General features: G+C 57.7%; 12 protein-coding genes and 1 pseudogene. 1 reads left to right on the plus strand and 12 read right to left on the minus strand.

The annotated features are described in order from the left end of the window. Positions 1-64: 64 nt before the first annotated feature. From AB4N42_RS08085 to AB4N42_RS08125, 9 genes and pseudogenes are all read right to left on the minus strand, one after another. Positions 65-3,419 (minus strand): annotated as a pseudogene (locus AB4N42_RS08085) (ImcF-related family protein). 9 nt (positions 3,420-3,428) lie between these two features. Beyond that, entirely contained in the window at positions 3,429-4,556 is a 1,128-nt protein-coding gene (locus AB4N42_RS08090) for a hypothetical protein (RefSeq protein WP_460116058.1), read from the minus strand. Between the two features lie 107 nt (positions 4,557-4,663). Beyond that, a complete protein-coding gene (locus AB4N42_RS08095; protein ID WP_258648268.1) occupies positions 4,664-4,927 on the minus strand; it encodes a PAAR domain-containing protein in 264 nt (87 codons plus the stop codon). Positions 4,928-4,975: 48 nt separating this feature from the next. Then, positions 4,976-5,746 carry a hypothetical protein gene (locus tag AB4N42_RS08100; RefSeq protein WP_460116059.1) on the minus strand — a complete coding sequence of 257 codons (771 nt, stop codon included), beginning with the start codon at positions 5,744-5,746 and terminating at the stop codon, positions 4,976-4,978. Next, positions 5,743-6,327, minus strand: a complete 585-nt coding sequence (locus tag AB4N42_RS08105) for a lysozyme inhibitor LprI family protein (RefSeq protein WP_460116061.1) — start codon at positions 6,325-6,327, stop codon at positions 5,743-5,745. Before AB4N42_RS08105 ends, AB4N42_RS08100 begins: the two co-directional genes overlap by 4 nt. Positions 6,328-6,573: 246 nt before the next feature. Next, positions 6,574-7,140 carry a hypothetical protein gene (locus AB4N42_RS08110; RefSeq protein WP_460116062.1) on the minus strand — a complete coding sequence of 189 codons (567 nt, stop codon included), beginning with the start codon at positions 7,138-7,140 and terminating at the stop codon, positions 6,574-6,576. Positions 7,141-7,691: 551 nt separating this feature from the next. Continuing rightward, positions 7,692-8,102, minus strand: coding sequence for a hypothetical protein (locus tag AB4N42_RS08115; RefSeq protein ID WP_334598322.1), 411 nt, complete (start codon positions 8,100-8,102; stop codon positions 7,692-7,694). 3 nt (positions 8,103-8,105) lie between these two features. Then, positions 8,106-10,751 (minus strand): hypothetical protein, encoded by a 2,646-nt coding sequence (locus AB4N42_RS08120; protein ID WP_460116063.1) that lies wholly within the window; start codon positions 10,749-10,751, stop codon positions 8,106-8,108. Between the two features lie 32 nt (positions 10,752-10,783). Then, on the minus strand, positions 10,784-13,162 hold the full coding sequence (locus AB4N42_RS08125; RefSeq protein ID WP_460116064.1) for a type VI secretion system Vgr family protein: 2,379 nt from the start codon (positions 13,160-13,162) through the stop codon (positions 10,784-10,786). A gap of 389 nt (positions 13,163-13,551) precedes the next feature. Here AB4N42_RS08125 and AB4N42_RS08130 point away from each other — a divergent pair, with 389 nt between their 5' ends. Then, a complete protein-coding gene (locus AB4N42_RS08130) occupies positions 13,552-15,627 on the plus strand; it encodes a calcium-binding protein (RefSeq protein ID WP_460116065.1) in 2,076 nt (691 codons plus the stop codon). Positions 15,628-15,681: 54 nt separating this feature from the next. Here AB4N42_RS08130 and ychF read toward each other — a convergent pair whose 3' ends face one another. The 3 genes from ychF to AB4N42_RS08145 all read right to left on the minus strand — a co-directional run bounded on the left by ychF (position 15,682) and on the right by AB4N42_RS08145 (position 18,157). Then, positions 15,682-16,782 carry a redox-regulated ATPase YchF gene (gene ychF, locus AB4N42_RS08135; RefSeq protein ID WP_217860324.1) on the minus strand — a complete coding sequence of 367 codons (1,101 nt, stop codon included), beginning with the start codon at positions 16,780-16,782 and terminating at the stop codon, positions 15,682-15,684. A gap of 22 nt (positions 16,783-16,804) precedes the next feature. Further along, positions 16,805-17,389 (minus strand): aminoacyl-tRNA hydrolase, encoded by a 585-nt coding sequence (gene pth / locus AB4N42_RS08140; protein WP_030138575.1) that lies wholly within the window; start codon positions 17,387-17,389, stop codon positions 16,805-16,807. A gap of 165 nt (positions 17,390-17,554) precedes the next feature. Further along, a complete protein-coding gene (locus AB4N42_RS08145) occupies positions 17,555-18,157 on the minus strand; it encodes a 50S ribosomal protein L25/general stress protein Ctc (protein WP_030138576.1) in 603 nt (200 codons plus the stop codon). Positions 18,158-18,211: the final 54 nt, after the last annotated feature.

Here is an 18,211-nt window from a genome sequence, read left to right on the forward strand (position 1 = left end):
GTGCACGGCGGGTCGCCCCACACGGGCCCGGCGGGCGTAAGCGCTCTCGCCACCGAGTGTAAGCCTATCCCTCCGCCGCCTCGCGTCCCTCCAGAAATATCCGCCCCGGCAACTTGAACCCGCGCAACTTCAGCAGCGTCATCGGCCCGGCATCGAGTTCGGTGCGCAGGTGCCAGGTCAGGCCCAGGCCATCGGGGGCCTTGAGCACCATGCGGTAGCGGCTGTCGCCATCGTCCAGCGGCGTAAATTTGGCCTGTTCCAGCAAGCGGATCAGCCCCCAGGTGCCGGCGTAGTCGGCGAACAACCGCTCGCCGGTGTGGACGCTGGTCCAGGTCAGGCTGACCCCGGGATAGTCGCTGCGCCCCGGCCAGCCGAAGCGCTGCCAGCGTTCCTTCTGGTTGAAGTACTCGTGTTTTTCACCGTTGAGGATGAAGGTGGTCTGCACCACATCGCGCACGCCTTTGCCGCTCAGCTCGAAACTCAGGCCCAGGCCGCCGTCGGTGAAGAGCACGTCGGCCAGGTCGCCGAGTTGGTTGATTGCCGTCAGGAACTGCGGATTGACCCGCAAGCCGCGACCATGACGCGGGTCGGCCACCCAGCGGTTACCTTCCTTGCGCAGCACGCCGCTCAATTGGCTGTGCAGGAAGCGCTCGATGCGCCCCGTGTCGGCGCGGATCATCTGCCCCAGCATCGGCAACGAAGCATCGCTGGCCGTCGCGGCGAACGGATAACGCCCGGCGAACGCCGCGTTCCAGTGCTCGACGATCGAGCGCTGCCACTGGCTGTTGAGGCCCGCCGCCGACGGTTGCAGCACCCGCTGCCAAGCCTGATCCAGCGGCTGGACGAACAGCGTCTCGCCAACGCCAGCCCATTGCGCGCCAAGGCTGGCAGCCATCAATCGGCCGTAGGACTGAGTGTCGGTCAGGTCGATGCCGCGACCCTGGAACACCGTCTGCGCCAGCGCCTGGGTCATTTCCATGGGGTCGGTGGCGGTGCTGATCTGTTGCAGCTTCAGGCGCACGCGGGTCACTTGGGTGAGGTAGGCCTGGAGGCTCAGATGGTCGCTGGCGTTTCGCTCTTCGGCGCCCTTGCCCAGCAGCGTCAACAACGGTCCGAAGGTGGCGTCCAGCGGTCCACCGGGCCGATCCACGAATTGATCGATCACCGGCGCCTTGTCCGGCCCGATCAGCTTGTGCGCGGACTTCATCAGCGAGTCGCTCAAGGCCTGACCGCGAGTGCCGGCCTGCCCCTGGTAAGCCAGCGTATTGATCAACGCGATCAGCGGCGACTGACGCACGTCGCTCATCAGCGTCAGTTGCTCGATCACCCCGTCCAGGTTTTTCGGTTGGCGGGCGCGCAGGCTGTTGAGAAACCCGAGCCAGGCGCTGGCGTAATCCTGGAAATAGCGTTCAGTCAGGCGCGTCTTCAGCTCGTCCGGCGTCAACCGGGGGTCGACCTCGCCGGGTCTGTCGCTGAGCACCCAATCGATTTCCTCACGCCGCGCCTGGGCGATGTCGTCGATGGCCTGGCGCACCTGACCCTCCCAGGCCTGGCGCGTGAACACCCCCGGCACGCTGGCCTTGCTGGAAAACAGCCCGGCGGCCTCGGTGTCGCCGACCATCTGCGCCAGGTCCAGGGCCGAATAATGCTGGCCGGCGTCATCCAGCACCTGTTGGTACAGGCTGGCCTCGGCGTTGCGCTGGCCCAGTTGATCGAGCAAGGCCTGGCGTACCTGCGCCACCAACCGAGGATCGGCCTCGATGCGCCAGTCGGGGTGCGCGGCCAACTGCTCGGCGTAGAACTGCCAGAAGCCGGGCGCCAGCGTTCGCCAGAGCGCGGGGGCAACCTCTTCCCGGGTGGGTTCGGCATGGGCGAGCGTCTTGACCAGAAGCTCCGCCTCGGCTTTTTCCGGCCGCGCCATCATCAGGTACGCCTTGAGCTGATCGTAGGCAACCGCCGAGCGCTCGACGCGCTCGGCACTGCCCGGCGCCAACTTGACCAACGCCTCCAGTTGCTCGCGCAACCGCGCCGCCGCCGGGTCGCGCACCAGGCGATTATTGGCCTCGACGTAACGCGGCCAGAGCATTTCAAGCAGGACGGGATTGCGGTTCAAGCCAAAGCGCAGATGCCATGGCGCACCGGCCACGGCACGGTGATCCAGGCGCGCCAGCACGTGGACCAGCTCGTTGAAGGCGAGCAATTGCTCATCGGCCCGCGACGACGCGTCCAGCCCCGCCAACACCGCTTGCACCTGAACGATCTGCGCCCGATTGCCAACAAAGGACAGCGCCATTCCCACGCCCCACACCACGGCCAAACCCAGGCACAACGCATAAACGACCCGCGGCGCCCCCCAGCCCAGCCGCGCGCCAACCGCCTTGTCGCGCTGCACGCCCTGCCACACCGGATCCGGCCACCAGAAATGCTCGCCGTCAGCGCTCCGGATCTCGCGCAGCGGCTGGCTGAACCACAGCCCACGCAGCCTCACTCCCGGATTGAACCCACTCAACGACGGCGCCAGCGCTTGACGCCAACGGGCGATGCCATCGGCCTGCAAATCCCGCGACAAACGCAGCAGGAAATCGTGGTGTAGCTGCTTCTTGAGCTTCATCTGCACGATGCCTTGGTGACGCAAAGGCTCGACCAGTTCCTCCAGGCATTCTTCCAGCATCGCTGGGGTGACCTTCGCCGAGCAGCAGACAACCCACCGGCTGACGCTCGCGCCCCTCCTGGGACCAGGTGCTTTCGCACACCTGCCAGAGATGCAACGGCACCTGCCGCCGCATTCGACGAGCCAGCCCCTGCAAATGGCGCATGCCCTTGGCCAGCGGCACTGCATCGGCGATCTGCTCGGGGGTCAATGCCCAGACTACCCCGTCCAAGGGGCGCCATCGGCGTAGGTTGAGCCACGGGTCGAGCACAGGATTTTCCAGACTCTCTTGGAGGCTGCCGCCCCACAACAGCACGGTGCGCTGGCCTTCGAGCCACTTCTTATCCGCCAGCTGCGGGGCGATGGCGGTGATTTCGGTGGGTTCGCCGACGATGAGCAGCAGGCGGACTTTGTGGCGCCAGAGGGGGCCGTATTGGTGGTGGAGGGTTTCGCGGAGCTCAATCAACGACTTTTCATTCATCGAATTGGGCTCGACCTTATTGAGCGTCGGTGGCGGGCTGGTGTCCGTCTGATATTTTCGATAAGCCGAACGACCCCAGACGTTGCCTAGAAAATTGAATCCACCCAGGAACAACACCAATACCAGCGCCATCGTGGATATTCCCAGCAATCCGAGCGCCTGAAGGTCGCTATCAGGCTGAACGCCCAGCGACTGAGGGTATCGCCACATCACAGCGCCCAAGGCTGCGCAAATCAGCAACAACCCGCTGGCCACCGTCCACACACGTATAGAACTTCGCAGCTGCATTCGAATTTCCTATTCCGGGAGGGAAGGCGCAGGCGTCAATGCCATGCCCCAAAGCCTGGCGTCAGCGCGGCCATTGCCGCTGAAAATGAACTGCGGCCCCGCGCCAACCTGAATGGCTTGCGTCGCCGCGACAATCGCCAGCCATGGCGAAGCTTTGCCTGGGTTCCCCAGCATTGCGTCCAAGTCATGGAGACCATGCTCATGCTGCATCGGTATCGATAGCTGGGTGGATACGCTGTCCACGGCTGTATGACGTTGCGCATCAATACCCGCCCGCCAGACCTGCCGGATCGCCTTGAACTCTACCGGTACCCAGGCACTTGCCTGTGTCGCGGCAGCATGCAGCGCGTCGGGACAAGGTTGGCGCTCCTGCTCCGGGCGGTGGAGCAAAGCCACGGGTGCCACGTTGGTTTGCGCCAGCTGATTGCCGAGCAACAAACCGGCGATCACTTCCGCCGTGCCCTCGGGTTGTCTCGGTGCAAACTGCAATCCGATGACCAGCAGCACAGCTTCCTCATAAAAGCGCTGATCGAGCCATTGATCCAACGCATCCAAGCCATTGCCTTCGAGTAGAACCGGTGCCTGGCGGATAGCGGACGCTTGCCATGCCTGCTCCCACGTCCGGTCCCACCCGGAACGCGACAAGCCGCTATCGACGTCCAACAGCAGCCCCAGCCGCGTATAGTCAGGCAACTGGGCCAGGATAGGGGCCAATTCCTCCAATACCTGTTGCAACGTTCGCAGCAACAACGGTTCGAGATCTTCAGCCCCATCGCCCGGTAAACGACTGTGGCATGACGATGACGAAACGAGCCTCGAAGGCTGCATCGTTTGCGCCTTGATGCCACTCTGCAAAGCCTCCAACTGCACTGCAGGTTCGTCGCCGGGGGCGCGCAGGGCGGTATGCAAGTCGACTTTCAACACCTGTAGCAATCGCCTTCCTTGACGGTTTTTTTGGACAAGGTCCGCCTGTCGCGCCTGATCCCAACCATCGGCCACCGCTTGTTCGCCGAGATACAGCAACGTCCGCCCGAAACCCAGGGCACACCACCCCAGCAACGGCACGCCCAAAGCCAGGCCCCAGGAAACTTCAGGATTCTGGTGCAACGCTTCGGGGCCGAGCGACAAAACGCCCACAGCTCCCAACAACAGACAAAACACCAATAACCCAAGCCAAAGCCTGGCCCGTGGCCGTACCGGCCTAGGCGCCAAGACCGGGATGTCATCCATTCGCACCGGCATGATTAACGGGCCCCCACGCCAGGCATGGATGAAATCAGTGCACAGCCACAGGCGCACAGATGCCCGGCAAAGGCGACGGGCACGCCATTGTCCTTGAACGTCGGATGACCTTCGGCAACGACCGTCCGCCCATGCCCCGGCACCGGGCAATCCACCGGATCGCCTTGCCGAGCGACACCGATACCGCCGAATTTCATGACGGTTGAGCCTGATTGGACGGTGCCGTTTCCTGAGTTTTTGTCGCCGATTCGGATGATGTTTTTCATGTTTTGCTCCTTGTTAAAACCGATTTCTTATTGGTGTCTTGTTGTTGCCTATCCTTGAAAGGCTATCGCTTGGCATTGGGCCCACATCTCTACCGTTTTTACTTTTCCTGCATGCGAGACTTTGCACCAGCCTGCTACCGAGTCTTTCAATACAACCAAGTCCCCCTTTGTCAAATAAATCTTGCTTCGGTCTTGAATAGCCGGGGCGTGATCACCCTCATAAAGAAATGTGTTTTCGCGTATAACGCCTTCCAATTGAGAAGCGCTATTCGCAGCATTGAATAACGATGAATTAAGTGCTGTTTTTATGCTCGCCTTGTTTTTGTAAGGGTATCGATATATAACGTTGCCTGACGAGTCAATGAGGTCGCCTCCCATGTCAAAAAAACGCGAGACATGTTTATCTAAAGTTAAAATATTATGTTCAAGTTTTATAGCGATTACGTCATAAATTTCGCTTGTGCTTTCCCATGAAGAAGGTGTTTCGATGCGATGTATCACGAATAGCCTTCGGTCTGGCCCGCCGTCTACACTGGCAATAAATGCATCTTGTATCTCACCCTTTGTTCCGGCGTACGGAAACTCGTAAATCAGCTTGGGCTTCTGGAATTCAGAGATGGAGTAAAGAGTCAATCCGTCAGGATCAATAGATAGCTGGTTTTTTTCTAGCTTGTTTGTTTTTGTGTAGAGGAAACATGCTGTAACTCCTTCCATACTTATAGAACGATAGGCCGAGTCCAAGCCGAGGCCGTCACAAGCGTGTGCGCTGGCTTGTTCCAAAGCAGTAAGAAACAAGACGGTGGCAACGAACTCTCTCATTTAATTAAGCCAATGTCTTTGTACTTGATGCGCGCCTCGCAGAACATCAAATCCTCGCGATGAATGGAATTTATCAATTCACAATTCTGTTTGGCATATTCAAAACCTTCAAAGCTGTGAACAATATTATCGATGTGCTGCAGAAGCTCTGATCGAGTTTTTGACAGGTCCTTACCTATAATTGAAAGCATGGTGTAGAAATTATCGTTGCTTATGCCTGTTTCAATGTAAATCAGCTCGGACAAACGCGACGATGTCAAAGAGGCAAGGCAACCTGTTTTTTCTATTTCTGCCTCTTCTCCTGGATTTATCCCATTAAAGACAGTGTCGCATTTTAGATCTCTATATTTGATCCAGGTCCGCTGTCCCTTAATGAGAAGCTTGTGGTGATGAAAGTCTGAGCTTTTTAATAGTGATAGGTATTGTTGATTGAGGTTTCTGTCGATTTTTTCATAGGAGATAGCTACACATCCTAAAATCCCTCTGGTAGTGGTGTCGTTCGGAACGCAACGTTCGCTCGCGGAAAGAGTTGATGAGTACAGCGAATGCGTAATAAAGGAAATCAATGCTAACAATCGCATGCTACCCCCTTTTCGAGAGTTTTTGCTTCTTCCTCTGGCTGGATGAAATCAAGATAATGCTTGGTTCTCTCATCTAATAAATTTCCTAAGGCTGAATGTTTACTAAATATTTTTTGCTGCTTGCCTACCTGCGTTTGAAAGAGCTTTGAAGATACTTTCTTTAGTTTTATCGCTCTGAAAATCTTCCGTTGATTATTGTTTGAATCGTCTTTCACATTGAAGCAGGTCGAAGGTATGCGCTCCATCTCAGTGCACCAATGATTGTTCTGGGAAGGGGCTACATATTATAGGTAATAGCTTGCTCGCTTTGATGGGTACGATACATTCAAATATTTCTTCTTTTACTGGGTAAAGAGGGGTGATGCTGAGATGGAATTTTATTCCGGTGCCAGAGAACGAAATGTTGTAGAAATGTGCGTCTGCTACTTGATCCCAAAAAGAAGCTCCTCTGAAACTACACATTCTTTTTGTGGACTTTATATTTAGAGCTTTTGTGTCAAGAACTTGAAAAATGGCACAGTCACCTCTTTTGTTTAGCGAGTATTTTAGGATGTTGCCGTTAAGTGCGTGCGATATTTTTTCATAGGGATTAACGTATTCTGCTCGTGGCTCGTTAGAAAAAAAGGAAAATACCATTGACAGTATTACTGTGTTTTTTGCGAGTGGTAGGAATCGTTTTATGTGGGGCTGCTTTTTTCTTATTGAGATGATTTTTCGCCCGGCAGAGAGTCGACAAGCTCGTTCGGCTGTCTCATTGGGCAGTTCAGTTGATAGCTTAAGAAGCACGGATACTGCTTTGTTTGTTTGGGTCATGCTCTCACTAGTTTGTTTGGCTAATGGTATGTGTAAATAATCTTTTGCGCAGAAATAGGCGCCCTAAGTTTCTTGGGTAACCTCCTTTTTTCTTGTCATCATCGTTTTTACCTATTCGCTACTTAATTTGCGGCGTGCATTTTAGGGAGTGGCTGCCTTTGTTATCAAGGTTGATTTGACATTTCAATTTTTTCATCTCAATAGGCGGAAGAGTTACAAGTTTAAGTTTAAAATAAAAAATCCCATCTCGAATGTTTAGATCGCTGGGCTCGGCAAATGTGTATCCTTGGTGGAAATCCTTACCCTCATATGCGCATATCGTTTTGGTGCTTACGATTTTCCAGTTTTTTCGGGGCGCCAAAGTATCAATGTATATGCAAGGATCCTCATATAGGCGCACATATCTGTATACCACTTCATTGCTTCGATGTGAGACTATCGTCGCGGCGCGCATGTAGTTTATGTCAGCTATACACGTTAAAGACATGGCTAAGAGTGCTCCGCCAAAGAGTTGGGTTACTTTCATTTGGTCATTCCGGAAATTTTTATGCCTATGCGCTTTCCGCCTTTGAGCACTGCAGCCTACCGATTTGCCCATTTGTGATCGGGATAAAGCATTTTCTTGTTTCTTCTCCTATAGGCTCGAGTGGCGTAGTGCTTAAAGTGAGGTGTATCCCATCTATCTCGAAAGATATGTCTTGAAATCCAACATAAGTAAAGTCGGATGAGAACAATTGACCTTCAAGATCGCACACGCTCGCTCGTGACGTCGCGCTCCAATTGCCGTCGAGACTCAATGTTTCGATATAAAGACATGCATCTTCAAATATTCTTAAATATCGAACCAGCTCTTTGCCGGATCTTCCAGAGTTGGCCTCTGCCACCGCTGAATAATTAACGGGAGCAGCATTCGAGAAGTCAATGGTGCTCAAAATAAACAACGCAATAGCTAATCGTCTCATTTGTTAGTCCTCTAGATATCTGAAGCGTTTATTGAATCTATCTTCAGGTACTGAGGTCCAATTTTCGCGCGAGGAGATAGCCTTAGAGAAGTTCGCAAAATCATTGTCTACTATATATTTTTGCACAATTTTTCTAGCGTCACTTGTGTAATCTCCTCGATATCTGAGGTCGATCATCACGTCTTTGATTTTTTTGTCAAGCGTTTCCCATTTGATATGCCCATACATACTGCTTACGTCGGTCTTTCGAGAGATTCTAATTACTTCATTCCTCATTGATTCATATATTGGAATAAATAGGTCGTGTTGCTGTTTTCTAGATATGGTAGCGGCCTTTATGTCCGCGTCAGCTATATCAAAATAGTCTTTTGCTGCTTGACCTTTCAGTCCGCCAGCCCTAATTAACCATGATCGCAAAGGCTCTTCTATACCTGCTGCCGACAAGTCCATAGAGGGTCTCGGCCTTTGCCCAAGATCATATCCGCGACCAATCGTTATGCCCGACGCACCGCCTGGCCAATGGACTACTCGACTGAAGTATCGATACAAAGGATTATTCGGGTCCTCGATGTCGTTACCTTCTACGTCGAAGGTGAGCTGCCCAAAAGGCACTTTCAACCACGAGAGATCATTGTCATCAATTGCTGCCGTAAAATTGCCCCCAACCCCCACCGGATGAAAGTGATAAACCTTCCCGTCCTCCGGCAGCCCAACCTTCTCCATCACCTCATCCCACCAACACAACGCCTTGATCCGTTCTTTCTCCGCCAACCAGTTCACATGCGGCGTCGAGCCGCTATGGCCGAGCAGTTCGTCCAATGCATCCCACTTTTGCGGGCGGTGGAACCATTCGCTTTCCTTGAGCACGATCAGTTGTGAGATCGATTGGGCGTGGGCCGGTACGTTGAGGGCTGTTTGCAGCTCTTCGGCGGTCACCTTGCCGTCGTGGTTGCGGTCGATGATGTCGAACAGTCGGCGCTGGACCGGCCCTTTGTCGCCCGCGTCGGCCATCGGGCCGTAGCGTTCCAGTTGCGCGCCGCTGAAACGGTCCACGGCGCGGTGGAAGGAGGCCAGGTGTTCTCGGGGGGACGAGTAGTCGAAGATCACTTCGTAGCCGTCCCATGACCAGGGATTGACCCACGGCGTCACGCCAACTTCTTCGCACACCCAGCCGTCCAGCGCAGCGTTGTCGCCATCGTTCAGCAGGCCATCGAGGCGGTACCAGTTTTGTGCTTTTCGTTCAGGCGTGGCGAAGACGGCGATCTTGTATTTGTCCGGTAAGTCATCGAGCAGGCTTTTGGGAACCAACAGGTCGGCGTCGCTGAAGCGGTTGGCTCTTGCTAAATGTGGGGGGCGCGTGGTGTTGTAATCATCTTGATGCGGCAATACGGGGGTGCCCTTGGCGAGCTTCAGCCAAGTCTTGTCATGCTTCGGCAACCGTTCGGCCCAGGCGCGACTGGCTTTGAGGAAGGCGCGCGCGTCTTGTTCGCTGAATACTTCCAGGTGCAGTTTGTTTTCCGGGCGATCCGCGTTGTAGCTTTGGTACTCGCCGATGTGGCCGATCAGATCACCGGCCTTGATAGGCACCGGTTCGTCCAGCACCACCACTCGATCATGCGCCAGCGGTTCCAGCTCCCCTCGCAACGAGGGGTAATGGATGTATTGGTTGACGCGCTCCAGCTTTCGGAATTCGCCTTCGCCACTGATCGTCACTTCGGTGCCCGGTGGCAATTCCAAAAGAATTTCACTGAGGAGATTCGCTTCGGCACGCACATTCAGCGGGCTACGGCTCCTGACGCGATACTGATTCGCAGAAATGAGTTCCAGAAAATAGGCAGAAAGGTAGCCGCGCAGCGCACCTTCGGCATCGATCAAAACCTCCGGTCCAAGGGTGTTTTCCAGTTTGCGGAATTCACCGTCGCCGCTGACAGTTACCGCGGCGCCGGCGGGCAGGAATGTCAGCACCTTGCCTTGACGGGCCATGTTGCGCACGTTCAGGCCGCGTTGTTCGGAGCGACCGTAGAATATGTCTTGTACCGTTTCCTTCACCCAACGGGTCTGCCCCTCAGGCCAGAAACCCGGGCGCGTCAGGGCTGGGTCTTGTTGGTAAGCCGCCCAGTCCTGCAAATGCATGTACAGGCTGTAGATGATCAGGCTGGGCGGTGTGTCCGGGCTGCCCTTGATTTTCGGTGGCTGCAAAAGATGGCGCACGAGCACGAAATTTCGCGAGAAGGGTTTGTTCACGACGAGCTTGTTGAATTGGTAGGCCGTGGTCGGTGCGTGTCGATCGATGCGATACGCCACCACCTCTCCGTCGGCCAGGCAGTGCACGCTGGATTGATCGAACTGGCTTGCGGTGCCCGCGTCGAAATGCACGCCGCCATGCCAGAGGCCATTGCGCCCCAGTGGGAAGTAACCCGCCGTGGCCTTGGCCAGTTGAGTCAAGTGCAGCAATGGGTGGTTTCTGTCCTTGAAGGGATGGCTCCAGGTGTTGACTGGCGACAGCCCGACATCCTGATGTTCAAGCGGCGAAGGGGCGTTGATGGGCCTGGTATCCGGCGTCGGCCAGATGGGAGGACCCGCTTGATCGGGTCTTGAACCCCTGCGATTGTCGGAGCGTTCGAAAAGGCGAAGCAGTGAGTTGAGCATGGTTTATTTGGCCTTTGGTTTCGTGGAGGGGATCAACCGGAGAAGTCCGTTAGCGCTGCGGATCTGGCGTCGTGTTCAGCCAGCTCAGGCAGTGTTTTCAGCGGTGCGGCCTGTTCGGCAGCCTCTTGCACATATTCGAAATTCGCCGACTTCACGACAAAGTCCCCCCGCGTCCCCGACTCGATGAGGCCCTCATCCAGCGTGATGTAGCTGCCGCCTGCGTTGAGGGTGATCTTTTTCTTCGCGACGATGCGGATCTCGTCTTCGGTGCTGCTGATGTCCAGCCCATGACGCGCCATCAGTTCCAATCGGTCGTTCTGCGCCTGCACCATCACCGGCCCCTGGTTGGCGATCAGCTTGAGGCCCAGTTTGCGCACGAACAGGCTCACCCCCTGGCCCACGCCGATGAACAGGCGCTTGACCACGCTGAGGTCGGCCTGGCCGCCGGCGTTGAGCATCAGGTTGTGTTGCGCGGCGAGTTGCAGGTGCTTGCCGCTGGTCAGCGCGATGCCTTGCGGGGCGCTGAGCAGCAGGACGGAGGACTTGAGTTGTTCGAGGTCTTGCCTGAGCAAGGCCAGTTGCGCCTGCACGTCGGCGGGGTCGGCCTGGCTCGCCTGCGCGTCATTGGAAAGGCTTTCCAACTGATCGGCGGCCTGTTGCAACCGACCTGTCGCCTCGCTCATATCGAGCACCTGGCCTTGGGCACGGACCTGCTCATCCGCACTGATAAACACCCCCTTGCCACCCCGAATCGCGCCCCAGCCATCGGTGCGCAACTCAAACCCTTCCCCACGTTTCTTGCGCGCGGCGTCCACCAGATGCCCCAGGTTCAACTGGCTCTTGCCACTGTGTTCAGTGCTGAGCTTGATGTGTTCCTCCCCGCGGGTGTCGTCCAGGCGCAGTTTGTTGTTGGTCGGGGTGCGCAGGACGTTGCGGCGTTCGTTGCGGGCGGTGACCGGGTCGGGGTGGCGGTCATCGTGCAGGGCGTGGGCGATGTAGGGGCGGTCGGGGTCGCCGTGTTCGAAGGCGATGGCCACTTCGGTGCCGGCCTGCAGCGGGAAGTGCAGGCCGTGGGTGTCGCCGCCGTAGGGTCGGGCCAGGCGCAGCCAGGCGCTTTCGCGGCCGGGTTGCCAGGTGTCGCGGTCGAACAGGAAGCGCACTTTGTAGCGGCCCTCGAAGTCGAGGTCGGCGTACGGCGGGTTGACGACCGGGTGGCTGACGCGGGCGGGGATGGTGCCGCTCATGCGCGGCTTGGGCAGCAGCGCTGGGCGAAAGCACACCGTTTCCGAGTAGGGAATGGCTTGGAAGTGGGCGACGAAGCTGCGGTCGCGGGCCGCTTCGGTGCGCAGGCTGACGATCACCGCGCCGGTCCCGAAGGCCTTCGGCGCGCCGCCGGTGATGTCGAGGCGCTGCGCCGGGGCCAGGATGGCGCTGCTGGTGGTGCCGCTGAGGCGGGTCTGGTCGTTGAGGTAGAGCTCGTGGCGCAGGCGGGCGTAGAAGAAACCGCTTTCGCTTTGCAGGTCTTCGTCCAGGGCGTAGCGCTCGCCCAGCACCGTGTAGGGTTCGCCGTAGTGATAGGCCTCGCCGTAGGTGCCCTTGGCGCCTCGGGTGTGGTCGACTTCACCGTCCAGAAAGGCGTGGGCCTCGCGGTGATGGTAGGCGCGAAAGTTGATGCTTTGCTCGACCATCCGGTGGGCGGTCTGCAGGTTCCAGACCGCATCCTGCCCATCGGCGGACAAGCCCGACGGCGGGCGGCACGGCAACGTGACGCCGCGCTGGTAGTGCCGCTGATCGTCGTGAAATTCCACCACGTCGATGTTCAGGCGATCGTCGCTGGTGACGCGGTACCAGATGCCGACCTCGGCCAGCAGGCGCTCGACGAAGGCCAGGTCGCTCTCGTCGTATTGCATCACCTGTTCGCGCCGGGGGTACTGGCGCACCAGGTTGAAATAGAACTCCTCGCCACGAAAATCGTGGCGCGTGCGCAGGATGTGCTCGACGATCTCGGGCACCGACTGCTGCTGGTAGATGCGAAATTGCTTGCCGCGCCCAAGCCGCGCGAAACGCGGTTGCAGGGTGATTTCGTAGCGGGCTTCGTCGTTGGAACCGGACAGGCGCTTGAAGCCTGAGATCACGCCATGAAAGGCGCGCAGCGGCTTGATCACCGGCGGCGTGAAGCCCTTGGGCGTCGGCGGTGGCGGCACGGCGTACAGGTTGAAATAACCCCACCGGTTGAGCACGTCGGTGGCCGCCAGGTCGCGCTCGGTGCAGGTGAATTCGATGCGGTAGAGGTAGGGACGACTCAGGTGTTCTTCGCCGGTGAACGCCAGGACGTCGAGGTGAGTGTCGACGCCGGAGATTCGCAGGGTGTGGCGGCTGTGGTCGAAGAAGGTCGGGAGTGGGTTAGTCATGGATGCCCCTGGAAAACCACGCTCATGGCGCGTGGTTTTTTGTTGTCGAGGGGACCAGATTGGCTCACGGCGAAGGGCAGATACCATAGGCAAACCGCCCGTTCTGAAAATTCAGAAACGTCCTATAAAGGCGCGTTCCTCTTCCTTAGGAAGTTGCCTACAGGGGAGCCGATTGCCTAGGGAAATAAGTGGGAAGGGGAGGGTTATTGGCCATCTGTCGTCATCCCCCAGCCAGAAGTGAACTTGCCGCTCGTTGATGCCTCCGAGCAAAAGGGCCATCCAGCCTGCTGACGGCTGCAAGCCACCGGTCAAGCCAATGATCGGAAGCGTGCAAAGCGTTGTGGCTCTTCCAGAGTGACGAATCCGGCATTTATTTAAAGGACTAAACCATGACAACCTTCGATAGTACGAAAGTGGATTCCCATACCGTGAGAACCGGCCCGGGCACTGTCCAGGTCGACCTCACCGGCCAGTTCGATGATGCCCAGAGCATCACTGTCCAGTCGGACGGCAAGATATTGATTGGCGGCTATACCGAGTACCTGGCATGGGGATACCCCGGGGCGCCAGGTGAGGAAAGCTACGGTTACGAACAGAACCATTCCGTTATCCGCCTGAATGCGGATGGAAGCCTGGATACCGGCTTTCATGACGGTGGCGTCGACATGGTACCGGCCACGACAGCGCCAGCGTCCCGCTATGAGCTGACGGCGGTGCAGTTCGATGGCAAGGTGCTTGTCGCTGTGGCGCTGAACACCGGCATACAGGTGGAGCGCTATAACAGCGACGGGACGCGCGATGCTGGCTTTGGTCAGAACGGCGTCATGACGGTCGACATCGGCCATGACTTCAAGGATATCGACCTGACGGCCAATACGGACGGCACCTTTCAGGTCAGTGCCCGCGGGTTTGACCAGGCGACCGTGACCAAGGTTGGCAATGACGGCAGCTTGTTCGACGGCTTTGGCAACCATGGCGTGCTGACCGTCGATATTTCCGAAGATCCGTTCTTCAACGGCGGGATCTCAACTGCCGTGCTGGCGGATGGAAGCGTCGTGGTCGGGGCTGCCTACAACGCCGCTGGTGTGGGCGATCCGACGTTCGCCTTGCAGCGTTTCAACGCCGACGGTCAGTTGGACACCCGTTTCGGTGATGATGGCGTCCTGCATTTGAACGCCACCATGGGGTTTGGCGAAGACTCGGTGGTCACCGTGCAGGCTGACGGCAAGATTATCGTGATGGGCCATGGCGAGGGCGATAGCTTGGCTACCGTGGCGCGGCTCAACGCTGACGGATCCTTCGACAGCAGCTTTGGCAGCAATGGCTTGGTGACCTTCGAGGCCGACACGCCGGTGGCTTTGACGGTACAAGCGGATGGCCGGATTTTGGCTGCCGGCACGAACAGCGGAGATTTCAATGTCATCCGCCTGAACGCCGACGGCAGCCTGGACACCAGCTTCGGCAGCCAGGATGGCAAGCTCCACGTGGATGGGTACGCTGGCGAGGAAATCCTGCGCGGCACCGATGCCGCCGAAATCATCCATGGCCTGGCGGGCGACGATGTGCTCCAGGGCGACGGCGGACGTGACGTGTTGCAAGGTGGCGCAGGCGCGGACATTTTCCGTTTTGCCGAATTGGGCGACAGTTTCCGCACCGCCACATTGAACAACAGCGACCGCATCCAGGACTTCGATGTCTCTGAGGACCGCATTGACCTGATCGGCTTGGGCTTCACCGGGATTGGCGACGGGCATGACGGTACGTTGGCCATCCAGGCCAGCGCGGACGGCACTCGCACGTACCTCAAGAGCTTCGACGCCGATGCCGCCGGGCAACGTTTTGAACTGGCCCTGGACGGTAATCTGGTCGGGCAGTTGAACAGCACCAACCTGGTGTTTACCGCGCCCACCGTCGAAGGGACGTCTGCCAACGATACGATCAGCGGTTCTGCCTTGTCGGAGATCATCCGTGGCCTCGACGGCAATGACCGTATCAACGGCGGCGCCGGAGCGGATGTCATCATCGGTGGCGCGGGCGCCGACCGTCTCAACGGCGGAGACCGGGCCGACATTTCGTTGTGGACGGACAATCGGGAAAATGCCGACGTGTTCCGCTATCTCTCCACCGAGGACAGCTACCGGACTGACAGCCAGAGCTTTGCCGACCTGATCGAAGGCTTCACGGTTGACGACAAGATCGATGTGTCGGCGCTGGGCTACACCGGTTTCGGAGAGGGTACGGACACTACGCTGAAGTTGGTTTACAACGAGGCACTGGACCGCACTTACCTGAAGGATGCGGAAGCGGACGCCCAAGGCCATTCGTTCCAGATCGCACTGGCTGGGGACTGGCGGGAAAGCCTTGGCGAAGACAACATGGTCTTTGCTCCCGCAGCGACGCCCGACGCCGAATTAGGCCTGATCGGGGTGGCGCCAGATGTCGATCAATGGCATTTGCTGAGTTGACGGGCACAAAAAAACCGCGTGGCAGACAGACGCTGCCACGCGGTTTTTTTCACTTCAGACGTTAAAGCGGAAGTGCATCACGTCGCCGTCCTTGACGATGTATTCCTTGCCTTCCAGACGCCATTTGCCGGCTTCCTTGGCGCCCGCTTCGCCCTTGTACTGGATGAAATCCGAGTAGGCGATGACTTCGGCGCGGATGAAGCCTTTCTCGAAGTCGGTGTGGATGACGCCGGCGGCTTGCGGGGCGGTAGCACCCACGCGAACGGTCCAGGCGCGGACTTCTTCGACACCGGCAGTGAAGTAGGTCTGCAGGTGGAGCATTTCGTAGCCGGCGCGAATCACGCGGTTCAGGCCAGGCTCTTCCAGGCCCAGGGCCTCGAGGAACATGTCTTTCTCTTCACCGTCGTCCAGCTCGGCGATTTCCGCTTCGATCTTGTTGCAGACCGGAACGACCATGGCGCCTTCTTCTTCGGCAATGGCCTTGACCACGTCCAGGTGCGGGTTGTTCTCGAAACCGTCTTCAGCGACGTTGGCGATGTACATGACCGGCTTGGTGGTCAGCAGGTGGAAGCCCTTGATCACCTGTTTCTCGTCGGTGCTCATGTTCTTCATCAGGCTGCGCGCAGGCTTGCCTTCGGTGAAGTGGGCGATCAGCTGTTCCAACAGGCCTTTCTGGACGACGGCGTCCTTGTCGCCACCCTTGGCGTTTCGAGCGACTTTCTGCAGTTGTTTCTCGCAGCTGTCGAGGTCGGCGAAAATCAGTTCCAGGTCGATGATTTCGATGTCGCGTTTTGGGTCGACGCTGTTGGAAACGTGAATCACGTTCTCGTCTTCGAAGCAGCGCACCACGTGGGCGATGGCATCGGTCTCACGGATGTTGGCCAGGAACTTGTTACCCAGGCCTTCGCCTTTCGACGCACCGGCCACCAAGCCAGCGATGTCGACGAATTCCATGGTGGTCGGCAGGATACGCTTGGGATTGACGATCGCCGCCAAGGCTTCCAGGCGTGGATCGGGCATCGGCACGATGCCGCTGTTCGGCTCGATGGTGCAGAAGGGGAAGTTCTCGGCCGCGATCCCGGATTTGGTCAGGGCGTTGAACAGGGTGGACTTGCCGACGTTAGGCAGGCCGACGATGCCGCAATTGAATCCCATGGTGTTTCCCCTCGGATAAGTGTCAGGCCTTCTGGCTGTGCAGGTTTTTCATCGCGCGGTTCCATTCACCGGCGAGGATATCCGGCAGCACGCCGAGGGCGAAGTCGATGCTGGCATCGAGTTTTTCCTGTTCGGCGCGAGGCGCACGACCCAGGACAAAGTTTGAAACCATACTGGCAACGCCCGGGTGGCCTATGCCGAGCCGCAGGCGGTGAAAGGTATTCTGATTACCCAGTTGCGCGATGATGTCGCGCAACCCGTTGTGACCGCCATGGCCGCCGCCCTGCTTGAGCTTGGCGACGCCCGGAGGCAGGTCGAGTTCGTCGTGGGCCACCAGGATTTCTTCCGGCTTGATGCGAAAGAAACCGGCCAATGCCGCCACGGCCTGGCCGCTGCGGTTCATGTAGGTGGTGGGAATCAACAGGCGAACATCCTGACCCTGGTGCGAAAAGCGCCCGGTCAAGCCGAAATATTTGCGATCGGCGGCCAGGCTGACGCCTTGGGCGTGCGCGATGCGCTCAACAAAAAGGGCCCCTGCGTTATGCCGGGTCTGTTCGTATTCGGTGCCTGGATTACCCAGGCCAACGATCAGTTTGATGGCAGTCACGATAGGGGCCCTTCCTGGAGTGGTGGATAACATGTCGCGTCAGACGGTGTGGCGACAACGAACGAAAATTGCGGATCTACCGTTAAGTAAACTTCGCGTTCTTGCCCGTTGTCTCGCTACGTTCCAGTCCGCGATGTTTCCGGTCACTCCGGCGACAGAGTGAAATTACTCTGCAGCGCCTTCTTCAGTAGCTTCTGGAGCAACACGTGGAGCGTGGACGTTGGCAACAGCCTTGTCATCACCGTGAGCCAGGGCAACAAACTCAACGCCTTTAGGAGCCTTGAGGTCGGACAGGTGAATGATCGTGCCGACTTCGGCGTCAGCCAGGTCGACTTCGATGAATTCAGGCAGGTCTTTCGGCAGGCAGGAAACTTCGATTTCCGAAGTCACGTGCGAGATCTCGCCGCCTTTCTTGACCGGGGCAGCTTCGTTGATGAAGTGCACTGGAACAACAGCAGTCAGCTTCTGACCGGCAACAACGCGGACGAAGTCAGCGTGCATCACGTGGCCTTTGGCCGGGTGACGCTGCAGGGCTTTGATCACGACGTTTTGCTTGGTGCCGCCAATGTTCAGCTCGATGATGTGGCTGTAGGCCGCTTCGTTTTCGAGCAGTTTGGCAACTTCCTTGGCCAGCATGCTGATGGACTCAGGGGCTTTTTCGCCACCGTAGACTACAGCTGGAACCAGGCTTGCGAGACGACGCAGGCGGCGGCTCGCACCTTTCCCCAGGTCGGAACGCACTTCAGCATTCAGAGTAAAATCGTTCATGTTGTATCTCCAAAATAGCCATTTCCGAATGACGTCTGCGACCGACGCCAAAGC

This window comes from Pseudomonas sp. H2_D02, from assembly GCF_054677635.1.

What these genes read in the sequence shown, in the direction of transcription:
- AB4N42_RS08110 (WP_460116062.1), bottom strand. Translation starts at nt 7,140, where the DNA reads ATGACCCAAACAAACAAAGCAGTATCCGTGCTTCTTAAGCTATCAACT.
- AB4N42_RS08100 (WP_460116059.1), bottom strand. Translation starts at nt 5,746, where the DNA reads ATGAGAGAGTTCGTTGCCACCGTCTTGTTTCTTACTGCTTTGGAACAA.
- AB4N42_RS08095 (WP_258648268.1), bottom strand. Translation starts at nt 4,927, where the DNA reads ATGAAAAACATCATCCGAATCGGCGACAAAAACTCAGGAAACGGCACC.
- AB4N42_RS08145 (WP_030138576.1), bottom strand. Translation starts at nt 18,157, where the DNA reads ATGAACGATTTTACTCTGAATGCTGAAGTGCGTTCCGACCTGGGGAAA.
- ychF (WP_217860324.1), bottom strand. Translation starts at nt 16,782, where the DNA reads ATGGGATTCAATTGCGGCATCGTCGGCCTGCCTAACGTCGGCAAGTCC.
- AB4N42_RS08125 (WP_460116064.1), bottom strand. Translation starts at nt 13,162, where the DNA reads ATGACTAACCCACTCCCGACCTTCTTCGACCACAGCCGCCACACCCTG.
- AB4N42_RS08130 (WP_460116065.1), top strand. Translation starts at nt 13,552, where the DNA reads ATGACAACCTTCGATAGTACGAAAGTGGATTCCCATACCGTGAGAACC.
- AB4N42_RS08105 (WP_460116061.1), bottom strand. Translation starts at nt 6,327, where the DNA reads ATGCGATTGTTAGCATTGATTTCCTTTATTACGCATTCGCTGTACTCA.
- AB4N42_RS08120 (WP_460116063.1), bottom strand. Translation starts at nt 10,751, where the DNA reads ATGCTCAACTCACTGCTTCGCCTTTTCGAACGCTCCGACAATCGCAGG.
- AB4N42_RS08115 (WP_334598322.1), bottom strand. Translation starts at nt 8,102, where the DNA reads ATGAGACGATTAGCTATTGCGTTGTTTATTTTGAGCACCATTGACTTC.